This window comes from Paenibacillus sp. FSL L8-0641, assembly GCF_038006265.1.
In the GTDB taxonomy this organism is placed as follows: domain Bacteria; phylum Bacillota; class Bacilli; order Paenibacillales; family Paenibacillaceae; genus Paenibacillus; species Paenibacillus polymyxa_D.
Genome location: NZ_JBBOUW010000001.1, coordinates 1,447,245 through 1,472,863 on the forward strand (window position 1 = coordinate 1,447,245; position 25,619 = coordinate 1,472,863).

General features: G+C 45.4%; 20 protein-coding genes, 1 CRISPR repeat array and 1 riboswitch (1 of these 22 only partly in view). Of the genes, 11 read left to right on the forward strand and 9 right to left on the reverse strand.

Annotation, left to right across the window (positions count from 1 at the left end; genetic code table 11):
* The first annotated feature begins 49 nt into the window (after positions 1–49).
* Together MKY16_RS06530 and MKY16_RS06535 are read left to right on the forward strand one after the other, a co-directional pair.
* On the forward strand, positions 50–931 hold the full coding sequence (locus tag MKY16_RS06530; RefSeq protein ID WP_340954670.1) for an AraC family transcriptional regulator: 882 nt from the start codon (positions 50–52) through the stop codon (positions 929–931).
* A 99-nt stretch (positions 932–1,030) separates the two neighbouring features.
* On the forward strand, positions 1,031–2,359 hold the full coding sequence (locus MKY16_RS06535) for a prolyl oligopeptidase family serine peptidase (RefSeq protein ID WP_340954673.1): 1,329 nt from the start codon (positions 1,031–1,033) through the stop codon (positions 2,357–2,359).
* 203 nt (positions 2,360–2,562) lie between these two features.
* Here MKY16_RS06535 and MKY16_RS06540 read toward each other — a convergent pair whose 3' ends face one another.
* On the reverse strand, positions 2,563–3,351 hold the full coding sequence (locus tag MKY16_RS06540; protein ID WP_340954675.1) for a polysaccharide deacetylase family protein: 789 nt from the start codon (positions 3,349–3,351) through the stop codon (positions 2,563–2,565).
* A gap of 372 nt (positions 3,352–3,723) precedes the next feature.
* Between MKY16_RS06540 and MKY16_RS06545 the strand changes: the two genes are divergently transcribed.
* From MKY16_RS06545 to MKY16_RS06575, 7 genes are all read left to right on the forward strand, one after another.
* A complete protein-coding gene (locus MKY16_RS06545) occupies positions 3,724–4,119 on the forward strand; it encodes a PH domain-containing protein (protein WP_340954677.1) in 396 nt (131 codons plus the stop codon).
* Positions 4,120–4,306: 187 nt separating this feature from the next.
* Positions 4,307–5,272, forward strand: a complete 966-nt coding sequence (locus tag MKY16_RS06550) for a carbohydrate ABC transporter permease (RefSeq protein WP_043882098.1) — start codon at positions 4,307–4,309, stop codon at positions 5,270–5,272.
* A complete protein-coding gene (locus tag MKY16_RS06555; RefSeq protein WP_209949644.1) occupies positions 5,269–6,090 on the forward strand; it encodes a carbohydrate ABC transporter permease in 822 nt (273 codons plus the stop codon). The genes MKY16_RS06550 and MKY16_RS06555 overlap by 4 nt, the downstream gene beginning before the upstream one ends.
* Positions 6,091–6,214: 124 nt before the next feature.
* Positions 6,215–7,579 carry an ABC transporter substrate-binding protein gene (locus MKY16_RS06560; protein ID WP_250259016.1) on the forward strand — a complete coding sequence of 455 codons (1,365 nt, stop codon included), beginning with the start codon at positions 6,215–6,217 and terminating at the stop codon, positions 7,577–7,579.
* Between the two features lie 257 nt (positions 7,580–7,836).
* Positions 7,837–8,421: a TetR/AcrR family transcriptional regulator gene (locus tag MKY16_RS06565; RefSeq protein ID WP_340954687.1), complete on the forward strand. Its 585-nt coding sequence runs from the start codon at positions 7,837–7,839 to the stop codon at positions 8,419–8,421.
* Positions 8,422–8,444: 23 nt separating this feature from the next.
* The gene (locus MKY16_RS06570; RefSeq protein WP_165144881.1) at positions 8,445–9,809 is read left to right on the forward strand and encodes an HlyD family secretion protein; all 1,365 of its coding nucleotides are present in this window, start codon (positions 8,445–8,447) and stop codon (positions 9,807–9,809) included.
* 1 nt (position 9,810) lies between these two features.
* Positions 9,811–11,034: an ABC transporter permease gene (locus MKY16_RS06575; RefSeq protein WP_029516319.1), complete on the forward strand. Its 1,224-nt coding sequence runs from the start codon at positions 9,811–9,813 to the stop codon at positions 11,032–11,034.
* 97 nt (positions 11,035–11,131) lie between these two features.
* Here the strand turns inward: MKY16_RS06575 and MKY16_RS06580 are convergent, their stop codons facing one another.
* Both MKY16_RS06580 and MKY16_RS06585 read right to left on the reverse strand, forming a co-directional pair.
* Positions 11,132–13,729, reverse strand: a complete 2,598-nt coding sequence (locus MKY16_RS06580; protein WP_340954690.1) for a glycine betaine ABC transporter substrate-binding protein — start codon at positions 13,727–13,729, stop codon at positions 11,132–11,134.
* Positions 13,704–14,927, reverse strand: coding sequence for a quaternary amine ABC transporter ATP-binding protein (locus MKY16_RS06585; protein WP_029516322.1), 1,224 nt, complete (start codon positions 14,925–14,927; stop codon positions 13,704–13,706). The genes MKY16_RS06580 and MKY16_RS06585 overlap by 26 nt, the downstream gene beginning before the upstream one ends.
* 515 nt (positions 14,928–15,442) lie before the next feature.
* Here MKY16_RS06585 and MKY16_RS06590 point away from each other — a divergent pair.
* Together MKY16_RS06590 and MKY16_RS06595 are read left to right on the forward strand one after the other, a co-directional pair.
* The gene (locus MKY16_RS06590; protein WP_029516323.1) at positions 15,443–16,006 is read left to right on the forward strand and encodes a GbsR/MarR family transcriptional regulator; all 564 of its coding nucleotides are present in this window, start codon (positions 15,443–15,445) and stop codon (positions 16,004–16,006) included.
* Positions 16,007–16,159: 153 nt separating this feature from the next.
* The gene (locus tag MKY16_RS06595; RefSeq protein ID WP_340954693.1) at positions 16,160–17,641 is read left to right on the forward strand and encodes a carboxylesterase/lipase family protein; all 1,482 of its coding nucleotides are present in this window, start codon (positions 16,160–16,162) and stop codon (positions 17,639–17,641) included.
* Positions 17,642–17,731: 90 nt separating this feature from the next.
* Here MKY16_RS06595 and MKY16_RS06600 read toward each other — a convergent pair whose 3' ends face one another.
* From MKY16_RS06600 to MKY16_RS06625, 6 genes are all read right to left on the reverse strand, one after another.
* Positions 17,732–19,762, reverse strand: coding sequence for a methyl-accepting chemotaxis protein (locus tag MKY16_RS06600; protein ID WP_165144886.1), 2,031 nt, complete (start codon positions 19,760–19,762; stop codon positions 17,732–17,734).
* Positions 19,763–20,002: 240 nt separating this feature from the next.
* Positions 20,003–20,950, reverse strand: coding sequence for a DMT family transporter (locus MKY16_RS06605; RefSeq protein WP_340954696.1), 948 nt, complete (start codon positions 20,948–20,950; stop codon positions 20,003–20,005).
* Between the two features lie 178 nt (positions 20,951–21,128).
* Positions 21,129–21,273: riboswitch (FMN riboswitch) on the reverse strand.
* 122 nt (positions 21,274–21,395) lie between these two features.
* Complete coding sequence (locus MKY16_RS06610) at positions 21,396–22,091, reverse strand: ABC transporter permease (protein WP_340954698.1); 696 nt, start codon at positions 22,089–22,091, stop codon at positions 21,396–21,398.
* Positions 22,084–23,007 carry an ABC transporter ATP-binding protein gene (locus tag MKY16_RS06615; RefSeq protein ID WP_165144895.1) on the reverse strand — a complete coding sequence of 308 codons (924 nt, stop codon included), beginning with the start codon at positions 23,005–23,007 and terminating at the stop codon, positions 22,084–22,086. The genes MKY16_RS06610 and MKY16_RS06615 overlap by 8 nt, the downstream gene beginning before the upstream one ends.
* Positions 23,008–23,115: 108 nt before the next feature.
* Positions 23,116–24,060 carry a sensor histidine kinase gene (locus tag MKY16_RS06620; RefSeq protein ID WP_340954700.1) on the reverse strand — a complete coding sequence of 315 codons (945 nt, stop codon included), beginning with the start codon at positions 24,058–24,060 and terminating at the stop codon, positions 23,116–23,118.
* Between the two features lies 1 nt (position 24,061).
* A complete protein-coding gene (locus tag MKY16_RS06625; RefSeq protein ID WP_340954702.1) occupies positions 24,062–24,769 on the reverse strand; it encodes a response regulator transcription factor in 708 nt (235 codons plus the stop codon).
* A gap of 417 nt (positions 24,770–25,186) precedes the next feature.
* A CRISPR array of direct repeats spans positions 25,187–25,619; the repeat unit is 30 nt; unit sequence CTTTAACCACAACATGTGATGTATTGAAAT (it continues 717 nt past the right edge of the window).

Here is a 25,619-nt window from a genome sequence, read left to right on the forward strand (position 1 = left end):
AAGCCATTTTCTTCTATTTATGAGTTCACATCTGAGAGGAGCGACAAACTTGGAATACAAATATGAGCTGGTCCAGGCAGACAATCATTTTCCGTTAAAAATTATAATTCATTCCTCCAATGAACCAGCGTACATACCTAGGCATTGGCACGACAGCATCGAAATATCCTATGTGCTTTCAGGAAAAATCGATAATATCTATATTGATGGCGCGAGTTATAGCTCCAAAGAAGGAGATATTGTGCTCATTAATTCGAATGCTATTCATTCCTTCTCTGTGGCTAAGGGAAAAGGGAGAGAGGCTATAACCGTTCTGATTCCTTCTGGATTTATTCGAGAAAATGTTAACGGCAGTGACCCGATTTCATTTGACTGCATATCCATTTTTGAAACTAACGAGCAGAGATTACTGCATTTTGCGGAGCTGCGTGATTTGTTAAACACCTTATTTGTGGCTTATCTCAACCGGCATAATGACCCTTTAGCGCATATCCATTTAACGTCACTATCTTATAAACTGGTGTATCTGTTATTAATGCATTTTAAAATGGATCATGAATCTATCCGTGGCTTTAACTCCGATAAATATTTGGAGCGGCTGACGTTGATAACCGATTATATCAAAAAGAATTACGATCAAAGTTTATCCTTGGATTCGATAGCTCAGGTTTTTGGGTTGTCTCCCGAATATTTGTCCCGTTTTTTTGTGAAGCATGTAGGGATGACCCTATTTCAATATATCAATGCCTTCCGTCTGGAGAGATCTTTTCGAGTTCTCATGAATACGGATCATTCCATCATACAAATTGCGCTGGAGCATGGATTTCCGAATGAGAAGTCTTTTGCCAGGGTATTTAAAAAGGTTTATCAGGCAACACCGCATCAATATCGAAAAGAGAACAAGAGGTATTCTGGAGCAAGGAGTCAGTAATTGACCTGAATTAGGCTAATAAAAGACCGGATACAAATAAAAAAATCATTAAAATAAATAATGTAAGCGTTTTATTAATGGACCGGGAGGTAAGACATCATGTTTAAACGGTTTCAAAAGGCTGCTAAAACAACTATGTTATTCACTTTAGCTATCGGTACGACCCTTGCTTTCAATTCCGCTGCATGGGCCAAGGATGTAAAGATACAGCCCACCTCGTACCGGACGGTTGCGGAGGTTAAGGATTGGGGAGCAGCCATTACGAAGATCATTGTTAACCTGGGTAAGCCAGTACCTAAAGATGCGATAACAAAGGATACATTTAAGGTGCATGTGGGAAGAAGCGACAATAGGCTGGTAAATCCCTTTATTGAGAGTGGCAACCGGAAAGTCACCAAGGCCTATGTATCGGACAAAAGTGGCAACCCTGTAAATAAAACCGGAAGCTACGTTGTATTAGAAATGGAAGTCGGCCCGGCCTTAACACTAAGCTCAGCTATTCATTATGATGCGGCAGGTTCCGGGTTTAACGCATGGAATGATAACAAATACACAATCACGCAGCAAAAAGATATTAAAACCACATCAGGAACGATTTCCGGCTTGAAAATTGATACTTCCGCAGGTCAGATACGGAAGCTAGTTGATCAATTTGCAACCGGCAAAGCTACTTTTGACGGGATTACTTTAACCTATGCGGACTATGCACCGTCAAAAGACAAGGTGAAAAATCCCTTGGTGATCTGGCTGCATGGTATGGGTGAGGGAGGTACAGATCCGACGATTCCGATTTCCGGAAATAATGCAGCGAATTTTGCATCTAAAGATATTCAATCCTATTTTGAAGGGGCTTATGTGCTGGCACCTCAGACTCCAACCTACTGGATGGATGGTTTTACAGGCTTCGGAGACGGCACCTCCAAATACGAGCAAGCATTGATGTCCTTAATTAAGGAGTACGTGGCCAAGAACAAAGACATTGATACAGATCGAATCTACATTGGCGGAGACTCCAACGGCGGTTACATGACTATGCTGATGATCCGTGATTATAAAGACTATTTTGCAGCCGCTGTGGTGGCCTGTGAAGCCTTGAAGGACAGCCTTATAACCGATGAACAGATTAACGAAATGAAGGACCTGCCGATCTGGTTTGTGGCTGCCAAAACCGACATCGTAGTACCGCCGAACGATTATACGGTTCCGACCTACAACCGTTTAGTGAATGCTGGAGCAAAGGATGTTCATATGTCGTTATTTGATAACGTAGTAGATACCTCTGGTTTGTACAAAAAGAGCGACCAAACACCGTATGAATACAATGGCCACTGGTCTTGGATTTACGTTTATAACAACGAAGTATCGAAGGTGATTAACGGAAAGAAAATAACGATGATGCAATGGCTAGCCTCCAAAACGTTGGACTGAAAGGTATAGCTAGCAAATGAAAATAGCAATATGATGTAATAGGCTTCTTTAAAGTTCAAGCCAGCCTTACCGTACATTCTCTGAGTCATTCGTTAACAACACATTATCGCTCGCAGAATTATCAGTTCCTTATTGGGTTTTCGCAAAATCCACATGTATAAAACTCCGTCAACAAATAATTGACGGAGTTTTATTGCTCTCTTTTACTTATTCACTTCAATGAGCCCATCCGGTTTTTCCCGATTAGAGAGCAACTCGGATATCGTGACGAAGGTAAACCCTTTCTTCTTGAGCTCCGGTAAAATGATTTTCAGGGCTTCGACGGTTTGTGTACTTTGATGTACATAATCGTGCATCAGGACAATGTCGCCATTACGGGCGTTGCGAAGCACCCTATTAGCAATACGGTGTACACCTGGTTTTCGCCAATCCAGGGTGTCCTGATGCCAGGACCATAAAATAATTTTCAACCCCTTTTCCTTGGAAAGCTTGACGAGCGAATCGGTGTAGGAGCCGCCGGGGGGTCTAAAAAGATGGGTTCCTGCACCAGTTGCTTGAACGATGCTCGCTTGGCCTTGATCCAATTCTGACAGAGCTTTGTTACGGGAAATATACTGAAAAGATGAATGATAAAAGGTATGATTGCCCACTTCATGCCCTTCTGCTCGTTCTCGTTTCACAATATCAGGAAGCTTTTCTACACGGCTGCCGACGACAAAAAAGGTTGCTTTAGCATTGTACTCTTTAAGCAAATCCAAAATGGCAGGCGTATTGCTTTCGTCCGGTCCGTCATCGAATGTGAGAGCGATAAGCTTACGATGGGTAGGAACTTCCCACACAATGTCGCCCCGTTCTTCGTAATAGGCCCTTCCCTTTGTAGGAGTGGGGGAGGCGTATGATGAGGCTTGTGCATTGGTAGATGGAGTGGGACAAGAGCTGATACACAGTAAAGAAACAGCAATTCCAGCGCACAGCAAACGGTTATATTTCATAAGGCTTCTTCTCCGTTCTAACGTATTCTCACATTAGCTTGCCAAGAAGAAGCGTATACCATTCCTCGTTTCTGAAATTCATCCATTCCAATCACTTAAAATTAGATCTAATTGCTTCTTCAGCAATGTGCAGATTGCGGAGTTATGCTGAAAAAGAGTGGTAGCTTGCTTGTTGATAACATCCTGTACCCATGTTAAGTTGTACATATCCATCCTTGGTTTTCAATGTGCAGTTGAGGTAGGTCATTGTCCAGTTCGTGAGAGTCTTAATCTGACGAAAAATGAAGAGGTCGACGGGACAAGCCGCAAAAGCTGATCTGAGGTCAAGGAGCTGCGACTCGTTCCTGAACTTCGAACAGGAGATGAGACGGGATGCAAACAAATGAAAAAGAGTTGCGAGCTATTAGTCTGACGTTAGAAGCGGGCGAACACATCCGATCATGTATGGGGTGTACGTATGATTTGCAACAGAGCTCCCAGAAGATATCGCATCATGGAATGCTGGCAGTGACATCCCAACGAATCATCTTTTATTCCTGCACTATGGGTACTCCTTGGGTCAAGTTCATCAATTATCACCATATTTCACTGGCTAAGCTGGATAAGGGTTTGTCGGATTCTAGGGGGAACATCAGGCTGACCAATCAGGGTGTGAACGAGGTGTTCACCCACCTGCCGAGTGGAGATTGTATAGAGATAACTAAAACCTCCAACTTCGTAATGTGCCAAGAAGGCCCCTTACAGAATTTGGAGGTTTTTTTCTTTTAATTAGAGAGATATATGGATCGAGCGCTAGCTCAACAGGGTTATAACCATCCTTGTGCTTATACCTATAGAGAGTTGCTTTTACAAAAAGAAAAAACATTAACATTTTACTCCAGTCCACTTGACGTTCCCTTTACATCAAAACGATACACTTACTGAGGTTGGTTTGAAAAGAAAGGGGCGCTCCGTTTTGGGTGAGCTTAACAAATCTATGGGACTGGGGACGAGGAGTCAGCAACAGACTTCGTCTAAAGCCCGCATACGCACGGGTTCGCTAAAAATTCAAAGATTGCGTGAAAACGCGCTGGCGTATACCTTTTTGGCTCCATCGCTTATTTTGTTTGCTGTATTTATGTTTTACCCGATGATCAAGTCCGTATATCTCAGCTTGCATTCTACAGATCCCGCAGGAAACGTTGCAGCTTATGTGGGGTTAGATAATTTTACTACACTTTTCAGCTCGGGACTGTTTCTACAAGGAATTAAGGTCACACTCCTATTTGCACTGTTGACAGTACCAGTAGGTATTTTATTGGCGCTGGTACTGGCTGCACTTACACACAGTAAATTGCGGGGAATGCGTATCTTCCAGTTTGCCTTTTCGCTGCCGATGGTGTTGTCGGTCGGTTCATCTGCGGTCATTTGGAAATTTCTTTTTCATCCGACACTGGGGATGTTCAACTATGTGCTTTCCCTGTTACATATTAATCCGGTTCCGTGGCTGACCAGCCCGGATTGGGCGCTGTTCTCAGTAGCCATGATGACCATCTGGATGAATCTTGGCTTCAATTACATTATCTTATCGAGCGGACTTCAAGGGATTCCAGATGACATGTATGAAAGTGCCAAAATGGACGGAGCTGGCCCGCTCGTCACGTTCTGGCGTATCTCCCTGCCACTGTTATCACCGACGATCTTTTTTGTAACAGTAGTCTCCATCATTGGAGCCTTCCAGTCTTTTGCTCAAATTAACATTTTGACCAAAGGCGGTCCGGTGAACAGTACGAATGTATTCGTGTATTCCATCTATCAGGAAGCTTTCGTTAATTTCCGGTTTGGAACGGGGAGCGCGCAGGCCATTGTCTTGTTTGCCGTCATTCTGCTGCTCACGATGATTCAGTTCAAATGGGTGGAAAGAAAGGTGCATTACCAATGAAACGACACCTGAATTCAACATTGCTGTATGTACTGCTTACGATTGCAGCTGCTCTCATTTTGTATCCGGTTATATATACGTTTTTTATGGCAGTCATGTCGCCGGAGGAAGCAAGCGCTTATCCACCAAGCTTCCTTCCACATTCTTTTCATATGGCGAATTTCACTGAAGTGTTTGAAATTGTTCCGATTGCAGCCTTTATTGGAAATACATTTCTCATTTCGGGTCTGACGATGATTGGGCAGTTGATTACAGCGAGCTTGGCGGCCTACGCCTTTGCCAAAATGGAATTCAAGGGAAAAAACTTCATCTTCAGCATGTTTGTAGCGACGATGATGATCCCTTGGGAAGTGACCATTATTCCAAACTACCTGACGGTACGAAGCTGGAACTGGCTTGATACGTATCAAGGGTTGACGGTTCCTTTTCTGGCGACGGCATTCGGAACATTCCTGTTAAGGCAATTTTTTCTCCAGCTTCCCAAGGAACTGTTTGAGGCGGCTCGTATGGATGGGTGCGGACATATCCGTTACTTTGTGTTCCATGTGCTTCCATTATCGCGCCCTGCGCTTGGAACACTGGCTGTGTATTCGTTCCTGAATATGTACAATTCGTACCTCTGGCCTTTACTGATCACCAATAGTGAAAATATGCGTACGGTACAGATCGGAATATCCATGCTCGAATTTCAGGAATCGACTTCATGGAATTTGGTATTTGCGGGTACGGCCCTTGTCATTTTACCGTCTCTGCTCCTGCTGATCTTTGGACTAAAACAGTTGGTTCGTGGAATGGCAGCGGGCGCGCTTAAAGGCTGATCACATATTTCAAATGAAAAGCAACACCTGCGCAAGCAGCCCATATACAGAGCTTCAACACACAAGAATATCGCAAGAGAATGCCAATTCAAGATCATTTAATCAAAGGGAGAGAAGAGAGATTATGAGATTTTTTCGTCTGAAAAGTACATTGACCCTGCTTATTCTGACTGCCATGGTGGTTGCAGCAGGTTGTAGCAATAATACTGCTGCAGAGAAGCCGAGTAATGGTAGTGATGGGGCAGCAGCGACTTCTCCAGTGAAGCTGACTTGGTGGCATTCGATGTCCGGTAACGGTGAAAAAGCAATCAAGCAGATCGCAGCTGACTTTAACGCCAGTCATAAGGACATTCAGGTAGAGCCAGTATATCAAGGCAAATATGATGATAGCTTGAACAAGCTGAAGGCGTCGCTTGGTTCCAACAGCGGACCGGACATTATTCAAGTATACGAAATCGGTAGTAAATTCATGATCGACTCCAAAATGATCACACCTGTACAACAATTTATTGATGCAGACAAGTTCGATCTGTCGCAGTTAGAGCCGAATATTACACGTTACTACACGATTGATGGTAAATTAAACGCTATGCCGTTCAATACGTCAAACCCGATACTATACTATAACAAGGATGCATTCAAAGCCGCAGGACTTGACCCAGCTAATCCTCCGAAAACGTATGCTGAGTTCGAAAAGGCTGCAAAAGCCTTGAGCAAGGATGGTAAATCCGGTGCTTCCATTGCCATCTACGGCTGGTTTATGGAGCAACTGTTTGCCAATCAGAACGCGGATTATGTGAATAATGGCAATGGTCGTGACCAAGCGGCAACGGAATCCATGCTGAATTCGGATGCCGGTGTAAAAACGCTGACGTGGTGGAAGAAAATGATCGATGAAAAGGTTGTATCCAATCTGGGACGTAACTCGGACGATACGGCAAAGGCCTTTTCCGCAGGACAAATTGCGATGACGCTGGATTCCACCGCTTCGCTGCGTAATATTGTGGAGCAGGTTGGCGATAAATTTGAAGTAGGCACAGGATTCCTGCCAAGAGCCAATGAAGCTAAAGAAGGCGGCGTGGTTGTAGGCGGCGCGAGTTTGTACATTATGAACAACAAGCCTGAAGCCCAACAGAAGGCAGCGTGGGAGTTCATTAAATTCGTCGCTTCCCCAGCTGTACAGGCACAATGGAGTGTAAATACCGGGTACTTCCCGATCACGAAAGCAGCCTATGACGAGAAGGTACTCAAAGACAATATGGTAAAATATCCGCAATTCCAGACGGCGGTTGACCAATTGCACGCATCGGCACAATCCACCGCTACACAGGGCGCAGTGATGGGCGTATTCCCAGAAGCGCGCCAAATCGTCGAAGGTGCAATCGAGGCCGTTCTGAGTGGCCAGCAACAGCCAAAACAGGCATTGGATCAAGCTGCACAAGAAATAACAGGCAAAATTGCGCAATACAATCAAACGGTGAAAAAATAGTCGGCCTTCCCTTAAAATCGGTTGATAATCTGTAGAATGGCCCCCTTATCATCCGATTTTATGACATAGCGGATCGAATGAGTGACCCCCTCACTTATTCGATCCGTTTTTGCATTTTTATTTTTTTAGAATAAGCGTTTAGACGAAATGTCTAAAATGAATTATTTTCATTTTTCCTATTGCTGGGTAACTAAAGATGGGCTTATAATAAATACATAATTTTTGTACTGGACGGTCAGTTCAAAAAAGGAGGAAGCATGAAACAACAGACAAAGGAAATTATTTTTAACGGCGCACTCAAAGCTTTTTCTGAACGAGGATTTAATGAAACAAATATGGAGGAAATTGCCAAAGTTTGTGGCATAGCCAAAGGAACCCTGTATTACAATTTTAAAAACAAGCAAGAATTGTACATTTACATTTTGAAGATGGGGATGGAGCGTTTTGTCCGGGATATCCATGAAGCAATGGCTCATACGCCTAAAGATCAGGTGGAGCTTAGGATTCGCAAGCTAATCCAAGTACATATTGAGTTTATTGTGAGAGAACCGGACTTTTGCCGTCTATTGGTCAGTAAGGGCTGGGTTTCGCAAGAGCAGCATTTTAATATTAGGCAGGTGCTGGCTTACTATTTTGATTTTATGGAGGCAGAGATCGATTCCGGCAAGTTTCATGGGAAAATTTCAAGTAAGCTGGATGCCAAAACAACAGCCAATTGCTTATTTGGGATTTACATTTTTGCACCAATGAGGTCAATGGTTTGGGGCGAAACGATGAATCTGCAAGAGGCTCGTGAAAGCATTGAAGTTTTTGTGTGTAATGCATTGGGCATGCAACATTAATATACAGATGGAGTGATGAAAACATGAAAGCTAAAAAATATACGATTTATGTCGTACTTATTATTTTAATCGCGGTTGGGATATATGCCTTAACTGCTCTTCCACGGGGTGGAAGCAGCTTGTCTGCGGATCAGTCTTCTTCCATTCCTACGGCTTATGTGGAGTCGGATACCCTCAATGCCAGCTTTAAAATGGCAGGACGGATTGACCAGATGCTCGTCAAAGAAGGCGATCAGGTTAAAAAAGGGCAGGTGTTAGCCCATCTGGAAAGTCGCGAGTTGGAAGATAAGGTGAAGCAGGCACAGGCGGCATTGCTGGCAGCCAAGAGTAATGTATCCAAAGCAAAAGCTGGAGTGTTGCAGGCTCAAGCAGGCGTAGGCCAGGCACAGGCTACTGTGAGTGCTGCTCAGGCCAAGAAAAGCCAAGGCACGACATCGGTCAGTGTGACCGCAGAGGCTTCCTCCAGCCAGATTGAACAGGCCAAAGCGGCTGCGAACGCCGCCAAGGCAAAACTGGATGCCCTCAAGAGCGGGGCAAGACCACAGGAGCTTGAGCAATTGCAAGTATCTGTGAAGGTAGCCAAGGAAACGCTGGACCTGACCGTTAAAAATCTGGAGCGTGCCAAAAAGCTTCAAGAAGCCGGTGCAGCAACCCAGGCATCTTTGGATCAAGCGACATTGGAACATCAACAGGCAGTGGCCAAGTATAATGCAGAGTCACAAAAATTGGATATGGCACGGGAGGGAAGCCGCAAGGAGGAAATTACGGCGGCTGAAGCTCAATACCGTCAAGCCTTGGCTGCGGTGAAGGAAGCACAGGCAGGAGCGGGCAAAGTTGCTCTGCAACAGGAAGATGTCAAAGCCGCTCAGGCTTCGGTAGAACAAGCGCAATCTGCGGTGAAGGCGGCGCAATCCACAGTTGAGCAGGCTCAATCTGCGGTTGCAGGTGCCAATGCACAGGTAGCCCAAGCGGAAGCCGCGCTTCAGGAGGCTCAGACCTATTTGAGCTACACTACGCTGCGTGCGTCTGAGGATGGAATCGTAAAATCCAAGTCGCTTAGCTTAGGTGAAATGGCTAGTGCAGGGTTCCCGGTTTATACCATTGAAACTTCGACACAACGTTGGGCTAAATTCTATGTACCTGAAACGTCTCTGAACGGTCTTCAAGCAGGGGATACAGTCCAAATTAAATTGCTGTCTGGCGGTAAGGAGCTGAAGGGTAAAGTCATTCTGTTAGAATCGGCTGCTGACTTTGCCATTCAAAAACCGAGCCAAAGCTCCGGTGACAAGGATGTCCGTTCCTTCGGTGTTAAAGTAGCATTGCCAGACCTTGCTGCATCGGTTCCAACAGGCTCCACGGTTCTGTTTACAGGCAAAGGGGCGCAGTAATATGCAGGATTCACAGGAAAGACTTCGTATCCGCGATGTGTTTCGCGAGGAATGGCTGAGCATCTTCCGGGACCGCCGCTTTATGGCTATTCTGCTGATTACGCCGATTGTGTATACGATACTATTCGGCTTCCTATATTCACATCAGCGGATTACCGAGATGCCTGTCACCGTGTACGATGGAGATAATTCACAGCTCAGTCGCCAGATCATTCAGGCGTTTGATTCGACCGATTCATTTGCCGTTACACGGCAAGCAAACAATCAGGATGATGTAGTCCGTCAAGTAGAGACTGGAGAAGCTAAGGTCGGAATCGTCATTCCCGACAACTTTACTACTCGGCTTAAGCATGGGGAGAATCCACCCGTGCTCACGCTGATTGACGGCAGTAATATGATGTATTCCAATAGTGCCAGTCGGATTGCGAATCAGGTTATTAGTAGCGTGAGTGCCGGAGTATCAGTCAATTCCATGAAACAAAAGGGAATGAACGCCGATCAGGCCGCCTCGACGCTGACTACCATCCCGTTCCGATCCAGAGTGCTATTTAACCCGGTATATGATTATAAGCTTTTCATGCCACTAGGGGTTATTTCTGCGGCTCTCCAGCAGTGTCTGTTGCTTGGTATTGCGTTGTCCTGCACGCGTGATAAGGAAGCAGGGACTTGGGGGAGATTTGGCGCATGGAGAAATACCCCTTGGCGTTTGGCTATTGCCAAACTGGCACCGTATTATGCAGCGGGAGCTTTCAATGTGCTGACTGTATTCAGTATCAGCGCTTTATGCTTCGATATTCCGTTCAGGGGACAGGTACTGCCGTTGATTTTAGTGTCGCTGGTTTTTAACTTTGCCTTGTGCGGATTAGGCTTCCTCTTCAGTCTCTTTTCCAAAACCAGAGTAGATGCGACCCAAACTCTGATGCTGATTGCTGTTCCTTCCTTTATGCTGTCAGGCTATACGTGGCCATTAGAGGCAATGCCCGGCTTCTTGCGGGGGCTTGCTGAGATATTGCCACTGACGTATTACCTGGATGCTGTACGGAACATCACGCTCAAAGGACTGGATATCACATACATTTTCAAAGATATGATTGCTCTAGGCGTCATTGGTTGTGTGAGTCTGCTGGTGTCTTTCGCGATCTATCCGTTATTCTTTAGACAGCACCAGACGACAGAGCAGCATGCCGATGTGTCCGCTCAAGAAGGATTCACGCTAAAAGGCTGAGAGCAACTCTAAATATTGGATATCACAAAAAGGCAGATCAGGAGTAAACCCTGATCTGCCTTTTGCTTGTTCGTATGGTTTAAAAGCAGAAAAAATATTATTGCGGCGGCTGAAGATCCTCGATAGAATCAATCGGCACATAGGATGGAACGACAAGCCCGGACATAACGCCAGTCATGCTGGTTCCGATGTCATCCACCTTATCCTTGTATTGAGCCCAATAATCAGCATGCGTCAATGGAAGCCAAGCGGCTGCGGTAGCATCTACACTTCCGCCAGCTACGCCAGTCCACATCGGGCCGATTTCCACTTGCAGAGCTGTTACTTTATAGCCTAATTTTTGTTCCAATACATATTTCAATACGTTCGTACTGGCAATTTCAGAATCCCAAGCAGCGTAGCTTAGCTTCAAAGGATCGCCGTTGACGGGCTGCAGACCCTTGATCCATTCCTGAACCTTGTCAGGATGTTTATCAGCCCAATTCTTGGCAGCCTGCTGTGGGGCAGTACCGTCCTGAATCGCGATCATCACTTCACCCATATCTTCTGCAGTCCACTTAAATCGGCTTAGAAATTCATAAGCCACAGGAGCATCCTGCTTCAAACCTTTGCGGGCGATTGTATGAATTTCTTCCTTATCACCGTACGCTTTTTTAGGATCTTTCAAGTATTTCAAATCATATTTATTAAACATCCAGTGAGGAGTCCAACCTGTTACGACGATAGACTGCTTGGCTTTGATAGCTTTATCCAGTGTAGCAGTCATAGCAGCTCCAGAGCTTTCAAGCAGCTTCCAGTCGGATAAGCCATAGTCATTCATAGCTTTAGCGGTCAGCTTCATTAGTCCGGCGCCAGGGTCGGTACCGACAATGCGGTAGCCGACCTCTTTGCCAAAGTCCCCAGTTGTGGCGGAAGCCGGAGCCGCTTCGGCTCCGTTATCCTGCAAATCAGTAATCGATTTAACATCCATGTAAGCTGGAACGACCAATCCGGTTTTAACACCGCTCATATTAGCCCCAAGATCGTCGAGCTTATCCTTGTATTTAGCCCAGTAATCCGCATGTGTTAGCGGCAGCCATGCAGCCGGTGAAGCATCTACATCACCACTAGCGACACCCGTCCACATAGGACCTGCTTCCACTTGCAGTGCGGTTACTTTGTAACCCAGTTTGTTCTCCAAAATATAACTTAGCAAATTCGTGCTGGCAATTTCAGAATCCCAAGCCACATAACTTAGCTTGAAGGTGTCACCATTGACAGGTTGCAGTCCTTGAGTCCATTCCTGAACCTTGTCGGCATGTTTCTCCGCCCAATCCTTGGCAGCTTGCTCAGGACTGGTTCCGGCTTGAATGGCGACCATCATTTCACCCATATCTTCTGGTGTCCATTTGAAACGTTTTAGAAACTCATAAGCGATAGGAGCATCCTGCTGCAAGCCTTTACGGGCAATCGTATGAATCCCCTCGGCTTCACCATAAGACTTCTTAGGGTCTTCCAAATATTTGAGATCATACTTGTTGAACATCCAGTGAGGAGTCCAACCTGTAATAATGATCGGTTTTTTCGCTTTAATGGCTTTGTCCAGTGTGGCCGTCATAGCTGCACCGGAACCTTCAACCAGCTTCCAATCAGACAAATTGTAGTCTTGAATTGCTTTGGCAGTCGATTTCATAATGCCTGCCCCGGCATCAATACCGATAATTTTGTAACCGACTTCTTCGCCAACCGGGTTGGCAGCAGCGTTACCTTTGCCAGATGCGGAATGATCTGTACCCACAAAATATTGGGATGCACCAGCGATCAAAATGACAGCTGTAACTGCAGAAGTAATCCATACTTTTTGCTTGCTGGATACGCGGCTTTTGCCTTTTTGCGTAGGTTTAAACAGGTTTTGCGTAAAACGGTCAAGCACAATAGCCAGAACGACAACAGCTAAGCCGGCTTCAAAACCTTTACCGATTTGCAGCTGTGTCACAGCACGGTACACAACAGCACCGATGCCTTCCGCACCGATCATGGAAGCAATGACAACCATAGACAGTGACAGCATAATCGTCTGGTTAATACCAGCCATTAAGGTAGGCAATGCAAGTGGAAGCTGAACTTTGAACAGCTTTTGCGCAGATGTTGAACCAAAAGCGTCTGATGCTTCGATCAGCTCACCTGATACTTGCATAATTCCCAAGTTGGTCATGCGAATGGTTGGGGGGATAGCAAAGATAACAGATGCGATAACACCCGGCACAACACCCAGGCTGAAAAAGGTAACCGCTGGGAGTAAGTACACGAACGCAGGCATCGTCTGCATAAAATCAAGTAAAGGCGTGATAATGCGTGATGCCGATTTACTGTATGCACACCAGATCCCGATGGGAATCCCGATAACAATGGATACGAGCGCAGACGTGATGACCAGTCCGAGCGTATTCATTGTTTCACTCCAATAACCAAGATTATCAATCAGCAGGAAGCCGATGACAGTAAATAGCGTAAGCTGAACCCGCCCGATCATAAAGGCGATGATCCCGATGATCACGATGAACACCAGAGGGTGCGGAAGCATGAACAGGCCTGAGAAAAAGCCTACTACAGCTTCTATAATGGAAGAAATAACATTAAACAATCCAGCCAGATGAATACCCATCCAGTCGACAATGGCTTGAATCCACTCAGCGATTGGCAGTTTCGGTATCATGGGCATTCACCTCCTTCGTAGTAGTAACATCTCCACCAAGTGCGCCGAGCAATGCTCCGCGGACGATAACGCCTAGCAGTTTCTGCTTATCATCGACCACAGCCAGCGGCACTTTGGATGAGCTTGTAATTTCAAATAAATCATTAATGACAGTCTCGGCAGCAACCTGCGGTCCGTCCGTGATCAAAATATCTTCAATCTTCAAATTATTGCGCAGTGCATGAACAGCATCCTCGGCGTTAATAACACCCAGTAGCTTTTTGGTGCGGTCAATGACGAACAAATTGGAAATCCCACGCTCTCGCATCAATTCCAGAGCCACACGCGGACCACGATCCATGGTGATGGTTTCTGGACGAAGCATGACATGAGCAGCCGTCAATACCTTGGACAGATCCACATCCTCGACGAAGCGGGCTACGTAAGAGTTAGCCGGTTGGATCATAATTTCTTCCGGTGTACCGATTTGTACGACCGCACCGTCTCGCATCAATGCAATCCGGTCACCAATCCGCAACGCTTCATCCAGATCATGGGTGATAAACACAATGGTTTTCTTCATTTTATCCTGAAGCTCCAACAGCTCATCCTGCATGTCACGGCGAATGAGCGGGTCCAATGCACTGAACGCTTCATCCATCAGGAGCACTTCAGGATCATTAGCCAGCGCCCGTGCCAGACCGACACGCTGCTGCATGCCGCCACTCAATTCATCGGGCATTTTATCGCCCCAGTTTTTAAGACCAACCAGTTCCAGCGCTTGTTGCGCCTTTTCCTGACGCTGTGCTTTTTCTACCTTTTGAATTTCAAGACCATATTCTACATTTTCTAGTACAGTCCGATGTGGGAACAGAGCGAATTTTTGAAAAACCATGCTGATGGTTTTACGACGAACTTCGCGAAGTTGTTCTTTGTTCATCTTACGGAGATCTTTGCCGTGGACCAGAATTTCACCGGAGGTAGGCTCAATCAAGCGATTTAGCATTCGCACCAAAGTGGACTTGCCACTGCCCGATAGCCCCATAATTACGAAAATTTCACCTTGCTTAATTTCCATGTTGGCCTTATTGACACCAACAGTAATCTGTTTTTCTTTGGCCAACTTTTCCTTGCCCCAGCCTTGCTCCAGGAGCGGAACACCTTGCTCTGCGTGAGGACCAAAGAGTTTGCTGACATTTTTGACTTCCAAAATCGTCATACATACACCTCTTCTTTCTATACTTTGCTTGGTATTAACCCCATGTTGCATTAAGGATTGAGTATAAAAATCATAATTCTGAACATCCTGAACGGTTAATGACAAAATTAATTGTAACAGAAGCATTGCTTACATTTCAAACAAAAAAACTGTTCATAAAGTACGTACAGAAAAAACTGTACAAAGTTTCCTTCGATATGCTCCTTCGTTCTATAGAATGCTCAAACATTCGGAACTTTACAACCGATAGTGCTTTTTTTAAAATAGACAATGAAATATAACCATAAGAAAAAGATTTATGTATATCCATAATTTAAAAAGTTTACTATCATTAGCAATTTTGCGAATTATGATTTTGAACGACCCATGCTGTTGTAATATAGACAGAAGCTTTGCTTTTGAAACATTTCATTTATTGTTGAAAGATTTCATATATTGCGTCAAAGCTAATCTTTTACGGGTAAATCGTTCATACTAGGTTGTGCAAAATGCTCTAAAATTAGGAGGTTGCAAGCATGAGCTTGTACCAGTTAGGTGATGAGCAGCAGGCTTCGCTGCAAAAAATTCGCAAACGTGTCATAGAAGCTATAGGTAAAAACATGGACCTGTATGGGATTACTTTGTCTGCGGGGCATTTATACGGTTTGCTTTTTTTTGCGGATAAACCGATGACGCTGGACGAGATGGGCCGTGAAATGGAAATGAGCAAAACGAGCATGAGTACAGGAGTTCGAACATTATTGGATCTGAAAATGGTAAATAAGGTATGGAGCAAGGGCTCACGCAAAGACTTGTATGAAGTCGAATATGACTGGCATCAAACCTTCACTGACTTCTTCGCTATTAAATGGAGAAAAGCGGTAGAAACAAATTTACTGGTACTGCGCAAAGCCATTGATGAGCTGGACAAATTGATGAATCAGGGTGAAGAGTACGAGGAATTTAAGGCGATTCTTCAGCAAGATCGTTTGAAAATGAAGCAGGCCGTCGCTTATTACAAGTGGCTAGACCGACTAATTGACTCTATGGAAAGCGAAGAAATTTACAAGCTGATTCCAAAAGAAGAAGTTCGGGATTAATCGCTATTTCCCTATCTTGTTTATAAAAATGCCGGAGCGCAAAAGTGCTTCCGGTATTTTTTGGTTTGGCCGTGTGCAAAGGGTATAATAGAGATATGTAAAGATTGATATTATACCGTTGTGTTGAACATACGAAATAAAGGGGGCTTCATGATGGAGAGTATTATAGTACATACTCGTCTAGGTCAATTGCGTGGGGAATCAGGAAATGGATATCATGTATGGAAAGGTATCCCATATGCACAGCCTCCTATTGGAAAACTACGTTTTCACGCGCCCCAGCCTTTGGAGTCTTGGGAGGGTGTGCGCGCTGCGACGAGTTTTGGGCCAATCTGTCCGCAACCTATGCCATCCGCTGAAAGTATGACTGGAAATCTGGTGGAACCGCCTAAGCAGTCAGAGGATTGCTTATACCTGAACGTTTGGACACCTGCTTCGAAGGCTCCTGAGAAGGGACGTCCAGTGATGGTGTGGATTCATGGCGGTGCCTTTGTCACGGGGTCCGGGATTATACCTTTATATGACGGGGAACGCATGGCGAAGAATGGCGATGTTGTGGTTGTTACGATCAATTATCGATTGGGGCCGTTAGGGTTTTTGCATCTGACTCCAAAGGGAGATGGCCTGACCTCTAATGCGGGACTACTGGATCAGATCGCTGCGCTGAAATGGGTTAGGGATCACATCTCTGCCTTTGGCGGCAATCCGGACGAAGTGACGGTGTTCGGTGAATCAGCAGGCGCGATGAGTATTGCCGCTTTATTGGCGATGCCAGCAGCTGAAGGACTGTTCCAGCGTGCGATTTTGCAGAGCGGTGCGTCGCAGGTATTGCCAACTTCACAGGCCGAGCAAGTGACGGCTGTGTATCTACAGCAGCTGGGTGTGGACACTCAGCATCCAGAGAGGTTGTTTAGCCTACCGACAGATGCGCTGATGCTAGCGATGGCGAAGACGCATGAAGTCATCGGACCAGGGATGGCGATGATCTATCAACCCGTTGTGGACGGTGTGACCTTGCCAGATGTACCCCTGTCTGCAATCGCGCAAGGTTCAGCAAAGCAGGTTTCCGTTTTGATTGGAACGAACTTGCATGAGGGGGCCTATTTCATCCGAAAAGAATCCCATCTAATGAACAAGTCAACAGCGAGACAGGCATTGGAAATGATGACGGGCATGTCAGACATCGGCGACCTGATAGAACCATTTCCGGTTACGATTGAGGGACAGGCGCAAATGTTGACCGATCTATTTTTTTGGCGTCCTGCGTTGGCTCTTGCTGTTGCACAGTCGGCGCATGCGCCTGTATGGATGTATCGTTTTGATTGGACATTGCCCGGGCATCCTACCTTTGAACAAGCGGTTCACGGTGCAGAGATTGCGTTTGTTTTCGATAATCTGGAGCTGCTAGATAAGCTTGGATTAGAGATTCAACCTTCGATGCAGAAGCTGGCTCAAGATATGCAGCAGGCATGGGTTGCTTTTGCACGTGATGGGAAGCCAGTGCTGTCCGAGGGGGCTTGGCCGATGTACGACAGAGAAGAGCGAACTACAGCTATTTTCCATCAGGATATTAAGATGGAGCACGACCCTGAAGGAGATAGACGCCGTCATTTAACCGGTCAGATGACCCTATAAGTAACAAGAGAGAGAGCATATCAAGAACTCAAATGTAAAAAGCCTTCGCCCGTAATTTGTATACGGACGAAGGCTTTTGTTAGTAGTAAGTTAAATCTTAAATCGCTTAACCAGCTGTTGCAAATCCTGCGCCATGTTGGACAACTCCTGTGACGAAGAGGCAATTTCCTCCATAGCTGCCATTTGTTCCTGAGCAGCAGCAGATGTTGTCTGCGAGCTGTCCGCCGAATTGCGAGACAGGCTTGCCAAATGGGTAACAGTGGCGGAGACTTCCTCTGTACTGGCTGAGATTTGTTCAGCAGCAGCGGACACACTTTGAATTTGTTCCACGATATGAGAAGTAGAGCGCTCAATATTCGTAAATGCACCTTCTGCATCTTGGCTAATACGCATACCTTCACCTACCTGGTTACGAACATTACCGTTCATGGTAGCGGTAGAGCGTTGAATCAAATCGAGCATCTGAGTAATAATCTGACTGATGGAATCCGCGCTTTCCTTGGATTGCTCAGACAGCTTGCGTACCTCTATAGCGACTACGGCAAATCCACGCCCGGCTTCGCCAGCTCTGGAAGCTTCAATAGACGCGTTCAGAGACAACAAATTGGTTTGCTTGGCAATGGCGGCAATAGCCGTATTCATCTGCTTCGCATCGTCCGAGAGCTGGGATAGCTCATCCATTAGGCTAGCCGTTTGGCTGACAGCCTCCAGAATACGGTCCATTTGGGTCCGTACACTACTGATCATTTGACTGCCTTGAGCCACATCATGCTCGGTTTGTCCTGCTGAATCCACGATGGAGCTTGCCGATTCGGCAATGGTGCTGACACCCTTCGCCATTTCTTCAACGGCATTAGCGGTCTGCTCGGATGCCTCGGCGCTGGTGGCTGCATTTTCCGCGGATTCCATAACCGTTTCCGCTACATGTTGTACGGACTCCGTCGTTTGCTCTGTGCTTTCCTTGATTATCAGGGAAGAGGAAGCAAGTCGGGAGGAGGTTTGGTTGACCTCTGAGACCATCGTATGCAAGGAATGCGTCATCTGGTCAAAATTCTGTGCCAGTTCGCCGAACTCATCCTTGCTGGATAGATTAACACGTTCGGTCAGATTTCCGTCACGGACGATGCGTGTTCCTGCTTGCAGCTTGCGCAGCGGAATTAAGAATGAGCGGACCATAAGCACAATGATGATCGCCGCGGCAAGTATGGAAATAACAATCACAATCAGGCTTTGTTTCAGAATTGGTTGGGCTGCATCACTATAATCCTCCAGATCCGACAGTGCGACAATGCTCCAACCGGTGAGAGGGTCCTTAAGTGTAAAGGCCAGCATATCTCGATTCATAAATTGAATTTGCGACATGGAAGGAGTATCATTTTCGACGGTTGTCGCCACTTCGGGAAGTCCTTCTATGGCGTCAGCCGCTTTTTTGCCTGTCTTGTTGAAAGCTGTTCCAGTCCCAGATACAACTTTATGTTCAGAATCAACAATAATGAGTCCTCCGCGCTCACCAATCTTAACAGACTGCAGACTTTCACTCATTTTGTCCAGGTTCAAAGCCAGGGCAACAGCTCCTTCACCGTCCTCCAGCGTTCCCGATATATTAACGACTAAATTCCCTGTCGTGACGCTGGCAACTGGAACACCGACGAATACTTTACCCTTTTCCAGCATCGCGTTTTTGTACCATTTTCTCTCCCTGGGATCATAATCGGACTCCTGTTTTTTCGGCGAACGTATGTATTGCCCCTTCTCATTGCCGAGAAGCGCTGCATCTAGCTCGGGGTGAGCCTTGACGATAACATCTAACTTTTTCTGAAGGGTCTCTTGGTTGGTACCAATGGAATCAGAATTGATTTCAGTGGTAAGCACGTCCAGGTCTTTCATAATAGGCGCTACATACTGATTGACATTGCTCCGGATCAGATACAGATTCGTGTATACGGAACCGCCCATTTGCTGACTGAGTTGTGTCGTAGCCCCCTGATAAGAAAAGTACCCGATAAGTACGCTCGGAATCAATAACACAGCTAAAAAAGATATTATTAATCTTGTCCTCATTAAATAAAACTGCTTGAGAAACCTGTTCCACCACGGAACTGTTTGTTTTGTTTTAGTCATAGTTCTTGCTCCTCTGTGTCTGATGATCACTACATTGTTTTATTCGACATAAACCGACGAATTTTATAGATGTAATCATTGGGAAACGAGAAATAGTAGCATATTTTAGACACTTTTTTTGAAAAACAGGTCTAAAGAACTATGATTAATATTAATGCGAACACATAAAAAGCCAAATCGGAGATGCAAAAGCATCTTCACAATTTGGCTTGGGTGAGTCATGAAGGGGACATTGAACTGTTAATTTTTTTGCTGACGTGAAATCATAAAGAGCGTAATCCAGATGAGCATAAAACCAGTCAATTGCGCTACAGTAACGATTTGCTGAAATGCGATCCAATTAATCACGACACCCACCATGGGAAAGCTCAATTCTGCCATCGTAGCATAAGACGCTTTGGTCGTACTTAAGCCTTTGTAATACAGCAATAAGCTAAGAAGACCCGGAAGCAATGCCTGCAATAGCAAGTTGATAATCACAGCTGCGCCTGCCCATGTACCGGCAGGCATATTCCATGGCGCATGCTCTACAGAGGTGAGGACAATTAGCAGAGGAAGCGCCACCATGAAGCGGAGGGAGGTTACCGTTTCATATTTCATTGAACGAAGCAAGTAGCTTCCCATGACTGTCGAACCGCCCCACAGAACCGCTGCACCCAGTGCAAGTAGACTACCGACCTGGACAAAATCACGAACATGCCCGAAGGGGAGCGACCAACCGAAGGTCAGAAGATACGTCCCGAACAGAGCGACGACAATTAATAATCCAAAATGACGCGGCAGCATTTCCTTCAATATAACGCGGGCCAGAATAATAGCGACCAATGGTTGAAGCTTCTGGAGTAAGAGTACAGCATTCAGATCACCGTTGCTGAGCGCCATGGTAAAAATCACGCTGGCCAGAGCCGAGCCGCCCCACGAGACGAACAAAATAGCGAAAACTTGACGAAGCCGTACCGCTTTGAGTTCCTCACGATGCTTCCACAGCATCGGTGTCAGAGCGAGGAAGAGCAGCACATGCTCCATTAGTACAATTTGTGTTGAAGTAAATGATTTTAGCAAAATAATACGAAACAGCGGATCAGCGCCCCACAAGGCGGCTCCAATTGCGACTAACCAAAAACCGCTTTTCATGTGGGAGCTATGATCAAAACCTTTAGATGTTAGTACAGTAGAAGATTGACTCATACTCAATTAGCTCCTTGCGAATACAGGACCGGTGGCACAAAAACCCCCGTCCATGGCGAAAGGCCATGCAAGACGGGGGTTGATCAAATAAACTTGCCGCTTTATGCAAGTTAAATGAAGTTACTGCAACTGCAAAACCCATAACGCAGCATTCATCCACTTCGCGGCATGTTGATATTTCGATCTTCTTCCATCCGGACTTTACCGTCGGCTTTGGCATCTCACCAAATCAGTCCGTATCCTGTTGCCAGATACAGAGTCGCGGGCTTAGCTCCATGAGCCATACCGCCGGTTGGGAATCTCACCCTACCCCGAAGATCCTTATTCCGTTTTTTAATTTCTCCTATAGGATATACCTGTTTTAGAATGAAGTCCAGTGAAAAATGTGTGTATATCTAACAATGATTTTCATCTATTTTTCGAAAGCGTTTTACTAAGTTACATACTATGAAGTAATATCCTTATACTCAATGCGTCGAATCGCCGCATAAGCCACCAGCATTCCCAGTATAGAGAAGCCTATTTGCACGGGGGCTATGGAGCTAAGTGTAGCGCCGTTATTATTGGAGAAAAGCAATGCTACAATCAGGATTGAGGTCACAATGGTGGTGGGTACAGAGTATCTTCGCATCCCCATATACAGCGGAACCAGTCCCATAAAGCTGGCAGCAACGGCATTGATCAGCGTCCGTGCTGATTGTTGACCCAGTATCGAAAGAGTAAGGTTATCGGGCACAATCAAGACAAACTGGTTGAGCAGATGAATAGCAGCCGTAATGATTATTTCCGAAATAATAATAGATAAGAAGGTAAACAGCAGCACAACCAAGAGCTTGGCGATCATCAGCTTTTGACGGTGAATCGGATACATGAACAGGATCGTAATCGATTTGGACTTAAATTCCCCTACGATAAAGCGGCACAGGAGAACGGAGGCAAACACAATAAATGTGGCTCTGACCAGCATGTCCATGAGATCGAGAAGCTGAGTGTACTGTGTAAATTCGGGTATTCCTGTACTTTGGCCGTCCAGCGCGATGATACAGAGCAGCCCAAGAATGCATGCATTGGCGATCAGTGCTGAACGGATATAACCCGCCAGATGAAATTTTTTCAGCTCCAATTGCATCAATTTAAGCATGAAGATCACCTCCGTTTAACAGCCGCAAAAAGTAGTCTTCCAGCGTACTGCTTTTCTGATGAATGGAATCCACTTCTATATCATTTAAAATGAGCGTCTTTGTAATTTGTTTCTGCGGTACATTTGAATCGTAAATACGTATACTCTGTTCATTGAGCACCCTTATATTATTCAGATTCAGATGATGGGAGAGGACGTAGGCCGCCTTTTTACAATCGTTGGTCGTAAATTCAATGTATTCCGTATTGGTTTCCCGCACCTGCTCCATCGACACTTCCTCAATCAGCCTTCCGTGATTAATCACGCCTACCGTATCCGCAATCTGCTCTATTTCCGCTAAAATATGACTGGACACGAGCAGAGTCATCCCATATTCCTTGCATAGCATGTGGAATAATTGGCGGATTTCCTTGATCCCCACTGGGTCCAGACCATTAATCGGTTCATCCAAAATGAGTAGCTCTGGCTTAGTCGCAATAGCGCGGGCAATCCCGAGGCGCTGTTTCATTCCCAGTGAAAAGTCTTTTACCGACTTGTCACCAGCATTCTGCAAGTTCACTAATTCTAGGGCATCCCGGACAGCCTGCTTATTATAGTAGCCCATGTATTCACAATGAAGTTCGAGATTTTGCTGCGCCGTCAGCCTGTCATAAAAAATCGGGTATTCAATAATCGAACCCATCCGTCCGAGCAGATGATACGATTTTGGCGTTAGTTTTTCACCGAATAATTCAATTTCACCCGATGTCGGCTTGAGTAAATTCGTAATCATTTTCATTATCGTTGTCTTGCCTGCTCCGTTGGGGCCGAGAAAGCCATAGGTTTCTCCCTTGCGCACATTCATGCTGACTCCTGCTACAATTTCGTTGCCCTTCAGGGCTTTGGTCAACTGATGTGTACGTATTACGTAAGTCATGGGTGTTCTCCCTTCGTATACTGCTGATAATTCAAGGATAAAGGGCGAAATGTTCATTTTTCTTTCGTGATTCTTACAAATTTATTAAGTTGAGTATGTTGAGTTCGATTAATAGTTGATTTTCTTCAATGTAAAAGAGAAGACTGTCCGCTCATAAGGTCTACTGGTCAATTGAATTTCTCCGTTCATCGTTTCAACCAGACGTTTGGCAATTGTAAGGCCCAGTCCGCTGCCCTGTACCGCCTTATTGCGGGAGTCCTCCAGTGTGTACATGCGTTCAAAAACTTTATCCTGCTCAGATTCCTGTATGCCTTTTCCACGATCCCATACCTCTATGCGCACTGTATCCTGCTGTTCCGATAAAGTCAGACCCAGCGTCCGTCCGTCTGCCCCGTAGCGAATGGCATTCGAGATCAGATTGTTCAGCACCCGTCCAATCGCTCCTTCGTTCCCCAAGGCATGAATGGGGTGCTCCGGGATCTCAATATGTACAGTAAACCCCTGTGCGGTCAGCAGGTCATAAAACTCTAAAATGCTGCGTCTGCACAGTTCTCCCACTTCCAGCCGAGTCAACGGAATATCCGTATCATTAGCTTCCAGCTTTGCCAAGCTAAAAAAGCTCCCGATTAGCCCAATCGCTTCGCTTGTCTTTTGATGAATTTTGGATAGTAGCTTTATACGTTCTTCCGGCAAAATAGTCGGATCGCCATCCAGCATTTCGGCATATCCAAGCACAACCGTAAGCGGGGTCTTGAGATCGTGGGAAATGTTTGAAATCATTTTGCGCATAGCAATTTGGCTACGGTTGTAATCGGCTGATACCCTCAAATTTAAGTCTAATAGTCGGTTGATTTCCGTCATGAGTCGCTGCAGTTCAACGTCACCTGTGACATATAGCAGCTTTTCCGCATGATTCACCGTCACAATTCGCTCTAGTAGGGTTCGGATATCCCTTATTTTGCGCTTATTGGCCATACGCTCCCGCCAAAGCCATATAATAACGACTGACATGATGAGGCCGACAATCCATTCAGAAATGTTTTCGATGTTCATATCAGCCATTCTCCCATTTGTAGCCAATGCCCCATAGCGTTTTAATATGGACAGGATGAGAGGGATCTTCTTCGATTTTCTCACGCAGGCGGCGAATATGAACGTTAATCACGTTCTCGTCGCCCATATAATCGTCTTTCCAAATAAATCCGTATAATTGTGCTTTTGTAAATACCCGGTTTGGATTGGCTACAAACAGCTTCAGAATATCGGACTCTTTGGCTGTTAGCTGAATTTCGTTTTCATTGCGAATGACTGTGAAATGATCAAAATCAATGCGCAGGCTGCCGTAGGTCAAAACTTGTGCTTGCGGCTGTTCCTCCTGCTGTTGCTGACGGGCATATGTAGTAGATCTTCGGATCGCGGACTGGATACGAGCGGTCATTTCCAGCATTGAAAAAGGTTTGGCAACATAATCGTCTGCCCCAAAGCCCAGTCCAAGCGCTTTATCCACGTCACTGTCCTTGGCTGACATAATAAGAATCGGGACAGCGCTATGGGTGCGAATTCGTCGAATCACCTCCATACCGTCCACCTTCGGCATCATCAAATCCACCAGTACCAGATCATAGGTATGACGTTCAAAGGCAAGAAGCCCCTCTTCCCCGTCATAGGCAGTGGTTAGGCTGTATCCTTCCTTAGTGAGTGCTTTGAATAGCATTTCGGCAATGGATAGATCGTCTTCAATAAGTAAAATATGCTGTGGCATAGGTGTGGAACACCCCTAATTTTTAGATTAAGCTCGCGTGACGAACTGTACCTGAATTATATAGAGCAGTGGAGGGGATTTCCATAATAAATATCCATTGAAGTTGAGTGGGGAATATTCATAGAAAGTTAAAAGGGTGTTTTTCCCGATGCATTGGCTTTATTTCAAGAATGAATTCCACGGTGTACATCCAATGATGTTTCTAATAAATTAAGGTATTTCATTAAGCGTTGTAGGTGATTTTTTCCCAACCTCTTAAAAGGGTGAGACGTGGAATTTCTTAGAGGTGCAAGGGTTTTAGACGTTTTTCTCTACAATTTGAGGGGAGGGGTCTACGGTTGGGAAAAAATTGCGAAACCCTAGTGGCTGTAGTAAAATAAGCACATTATTAAAACTGAAAAGCTTGATTCTACTAGCCTTTAACCACAACATGTGATGTATTGAAATAAAAGACAACAAGATATTCCATTTTGAATTAGACCGCTTTAACCACAACATGTGATGTATTGAAATGAATCAACGCGCTTGGTTTTACCAGGGTTAAATTTCTTTAACCACAACATGTGATGTATTGAAATAAACGACTTTCATCCAGCTCTCTAAAACGCTTAATAGCTTTAACCACAACATGTGATGTATTGAAATAGCCCTGGCAGCGCACCGCAAACCTCACCCGATCACTTTAACCACAACATGTGATGTATTGAAATCCCGGTTATGCAATTGCGCGTCTACTCCATGTTATGCTTTAACCACAACATGTGATGTATTGAAATTTCTCATGCACGCTCCCATATGATATACTGTCAGCACTTTAACCACAACATGTGATGTATTGAAATTGTGCTTT

What these genes read in the sequence shown, in the direction of transcription:
- MKY16_RS06560 (WP_250259016.1), top strand. Translation starts at nt 6,215, where the DNA reads ATGAGATTTTTTCGTCTGAAAAGTACATTGACCCTGCTTATTCTGACT.
- MKY16_RS06600 (WP_165144886.1), bottom strand. Translation starts at nt 19,762, where the DNA reads ATGACTAAAACAAAACAAACAGTTCCGTGGTGGAACAGGTTTCTCAAG.
- MKY16_RS06595 (WP_340954693.1), top strand. Translation starts at nt 16,160, where the DNA reads ATGGAGAGTATTATAGTACATACTCGTCTAGGTCAATTGCGTGGGGAA.
- MKY16_RS06590 (WP_029516323.1), top strand. Translation starts at nt 15,443, where the DNA reads ATGAGCTTGTACCAGTTAGGTGATGAGCAGCAGGCTTCGCTGCAAAAA.
- MKY16_RS06585 (WP_029516322.1), bottom strand. Translation starts at nt 14,927, where the DNA reads ATGACGATTTTGGAAGTCAAAAATGTCAGCAAACTCTTTGGTCCTCAC.
- MKY16_RS06555 (WP_209949644.1), top strand. Translation starts at nt 5,269, where the DNA reads ATGAAACGACACCTGAATTCAACATTGCTGTATGTACTGCTTACGATT.
- MKY16_RS06620 (WP_340954700.1), bottom strand. Translation starts at nt 24,060, where the DNA reads ATGAACATCGAAAACATTTCTGAATGGATTGTCGGCCTCATCATGTCA.
- MKY16_RS06545 (WP_340954677.1), top strand. Translation starts at nt 3,724, where the DNA reads ATGCAAACAAATGAAAAAGAGTTGCGAGCTATTAGTCTGACGTTAGAA.
- MKY16_RS06565 (WP_340954687.1), top strand. Translation starts at nt 7,837, where the DNA reads ATGAAACAACAGACAAAGGAAATTATTTTTAACGGCGCACTCAAAGCT.
- MKY16_RS06580 (WP_340954690.1), bottom strand. Translation starts at nt 13,729, where the DNA reads ATGATACCGAAACTGCCAATCGCTGAGTGGATTCAAGCCATTGTCGAC.
- MKY16_RS06610 (WP_340954698.1), bottom strand. Translation starts at nt 22,091, where the DNA reads ATGCTTAAATTGATGCAATTGGAGCTGAAAAAATTTCATCTGGCGGGT.
- MKY16_RS06540 (WP_340954675.1), bottom strand. Translation starts at nt 3,351, where the DNA reads ATGAAATATAACCGTTTGCTGTGCGCTGGAATTGCTGTTTCTTTACTG.
- MKY16_RS06625 (WP_340954702.1), bottom strand. Translation starts at nt 24,769, where the DNA reads ATGCCACAGCATATTTTACTTATTGAAGACGATCTATCCATTGCCGAA.
- MKY16_RS06575 (WP_029516319.1), top strand. Translation starts at nt 9,811, where the DNA reads ATGCAGGATTCACAGGAAAGACTTCGTATCCGCGATGTGTTTCGCGAG.
- MKY16_RS06615 (WP_165144895.1), bottom strand. Translation starts at nt 23,007, where the DNA reads ATGACTTACGTAATACGTACACATCAGTTGACCAAAGCCCTGAAGGGC.
- MKY16_RS06570 (WP_165144881.1), top strand. Translation starts at nt 8,445, where the DNA reads ATGAAAGCTAAAAAATATACGATTTATGTCGTACTTATTATTTTAATC.
- MKY16_RS06535 (WP_340954673.1), top strand. Translation starts at nt 1,031, where the DNA reads ATGTTTAAACGGTTTCAAAAGGCTGCTAAAACAACTATGTTATTCACT.
- MKY16_RS06605 (WP_340954696.1), bottom strand. Translation starts at nt 20,950, where the DNA reads ATGAGTCAATCTTCTACTGTACTAACATCTAAAGGTTTTGATCATAGC.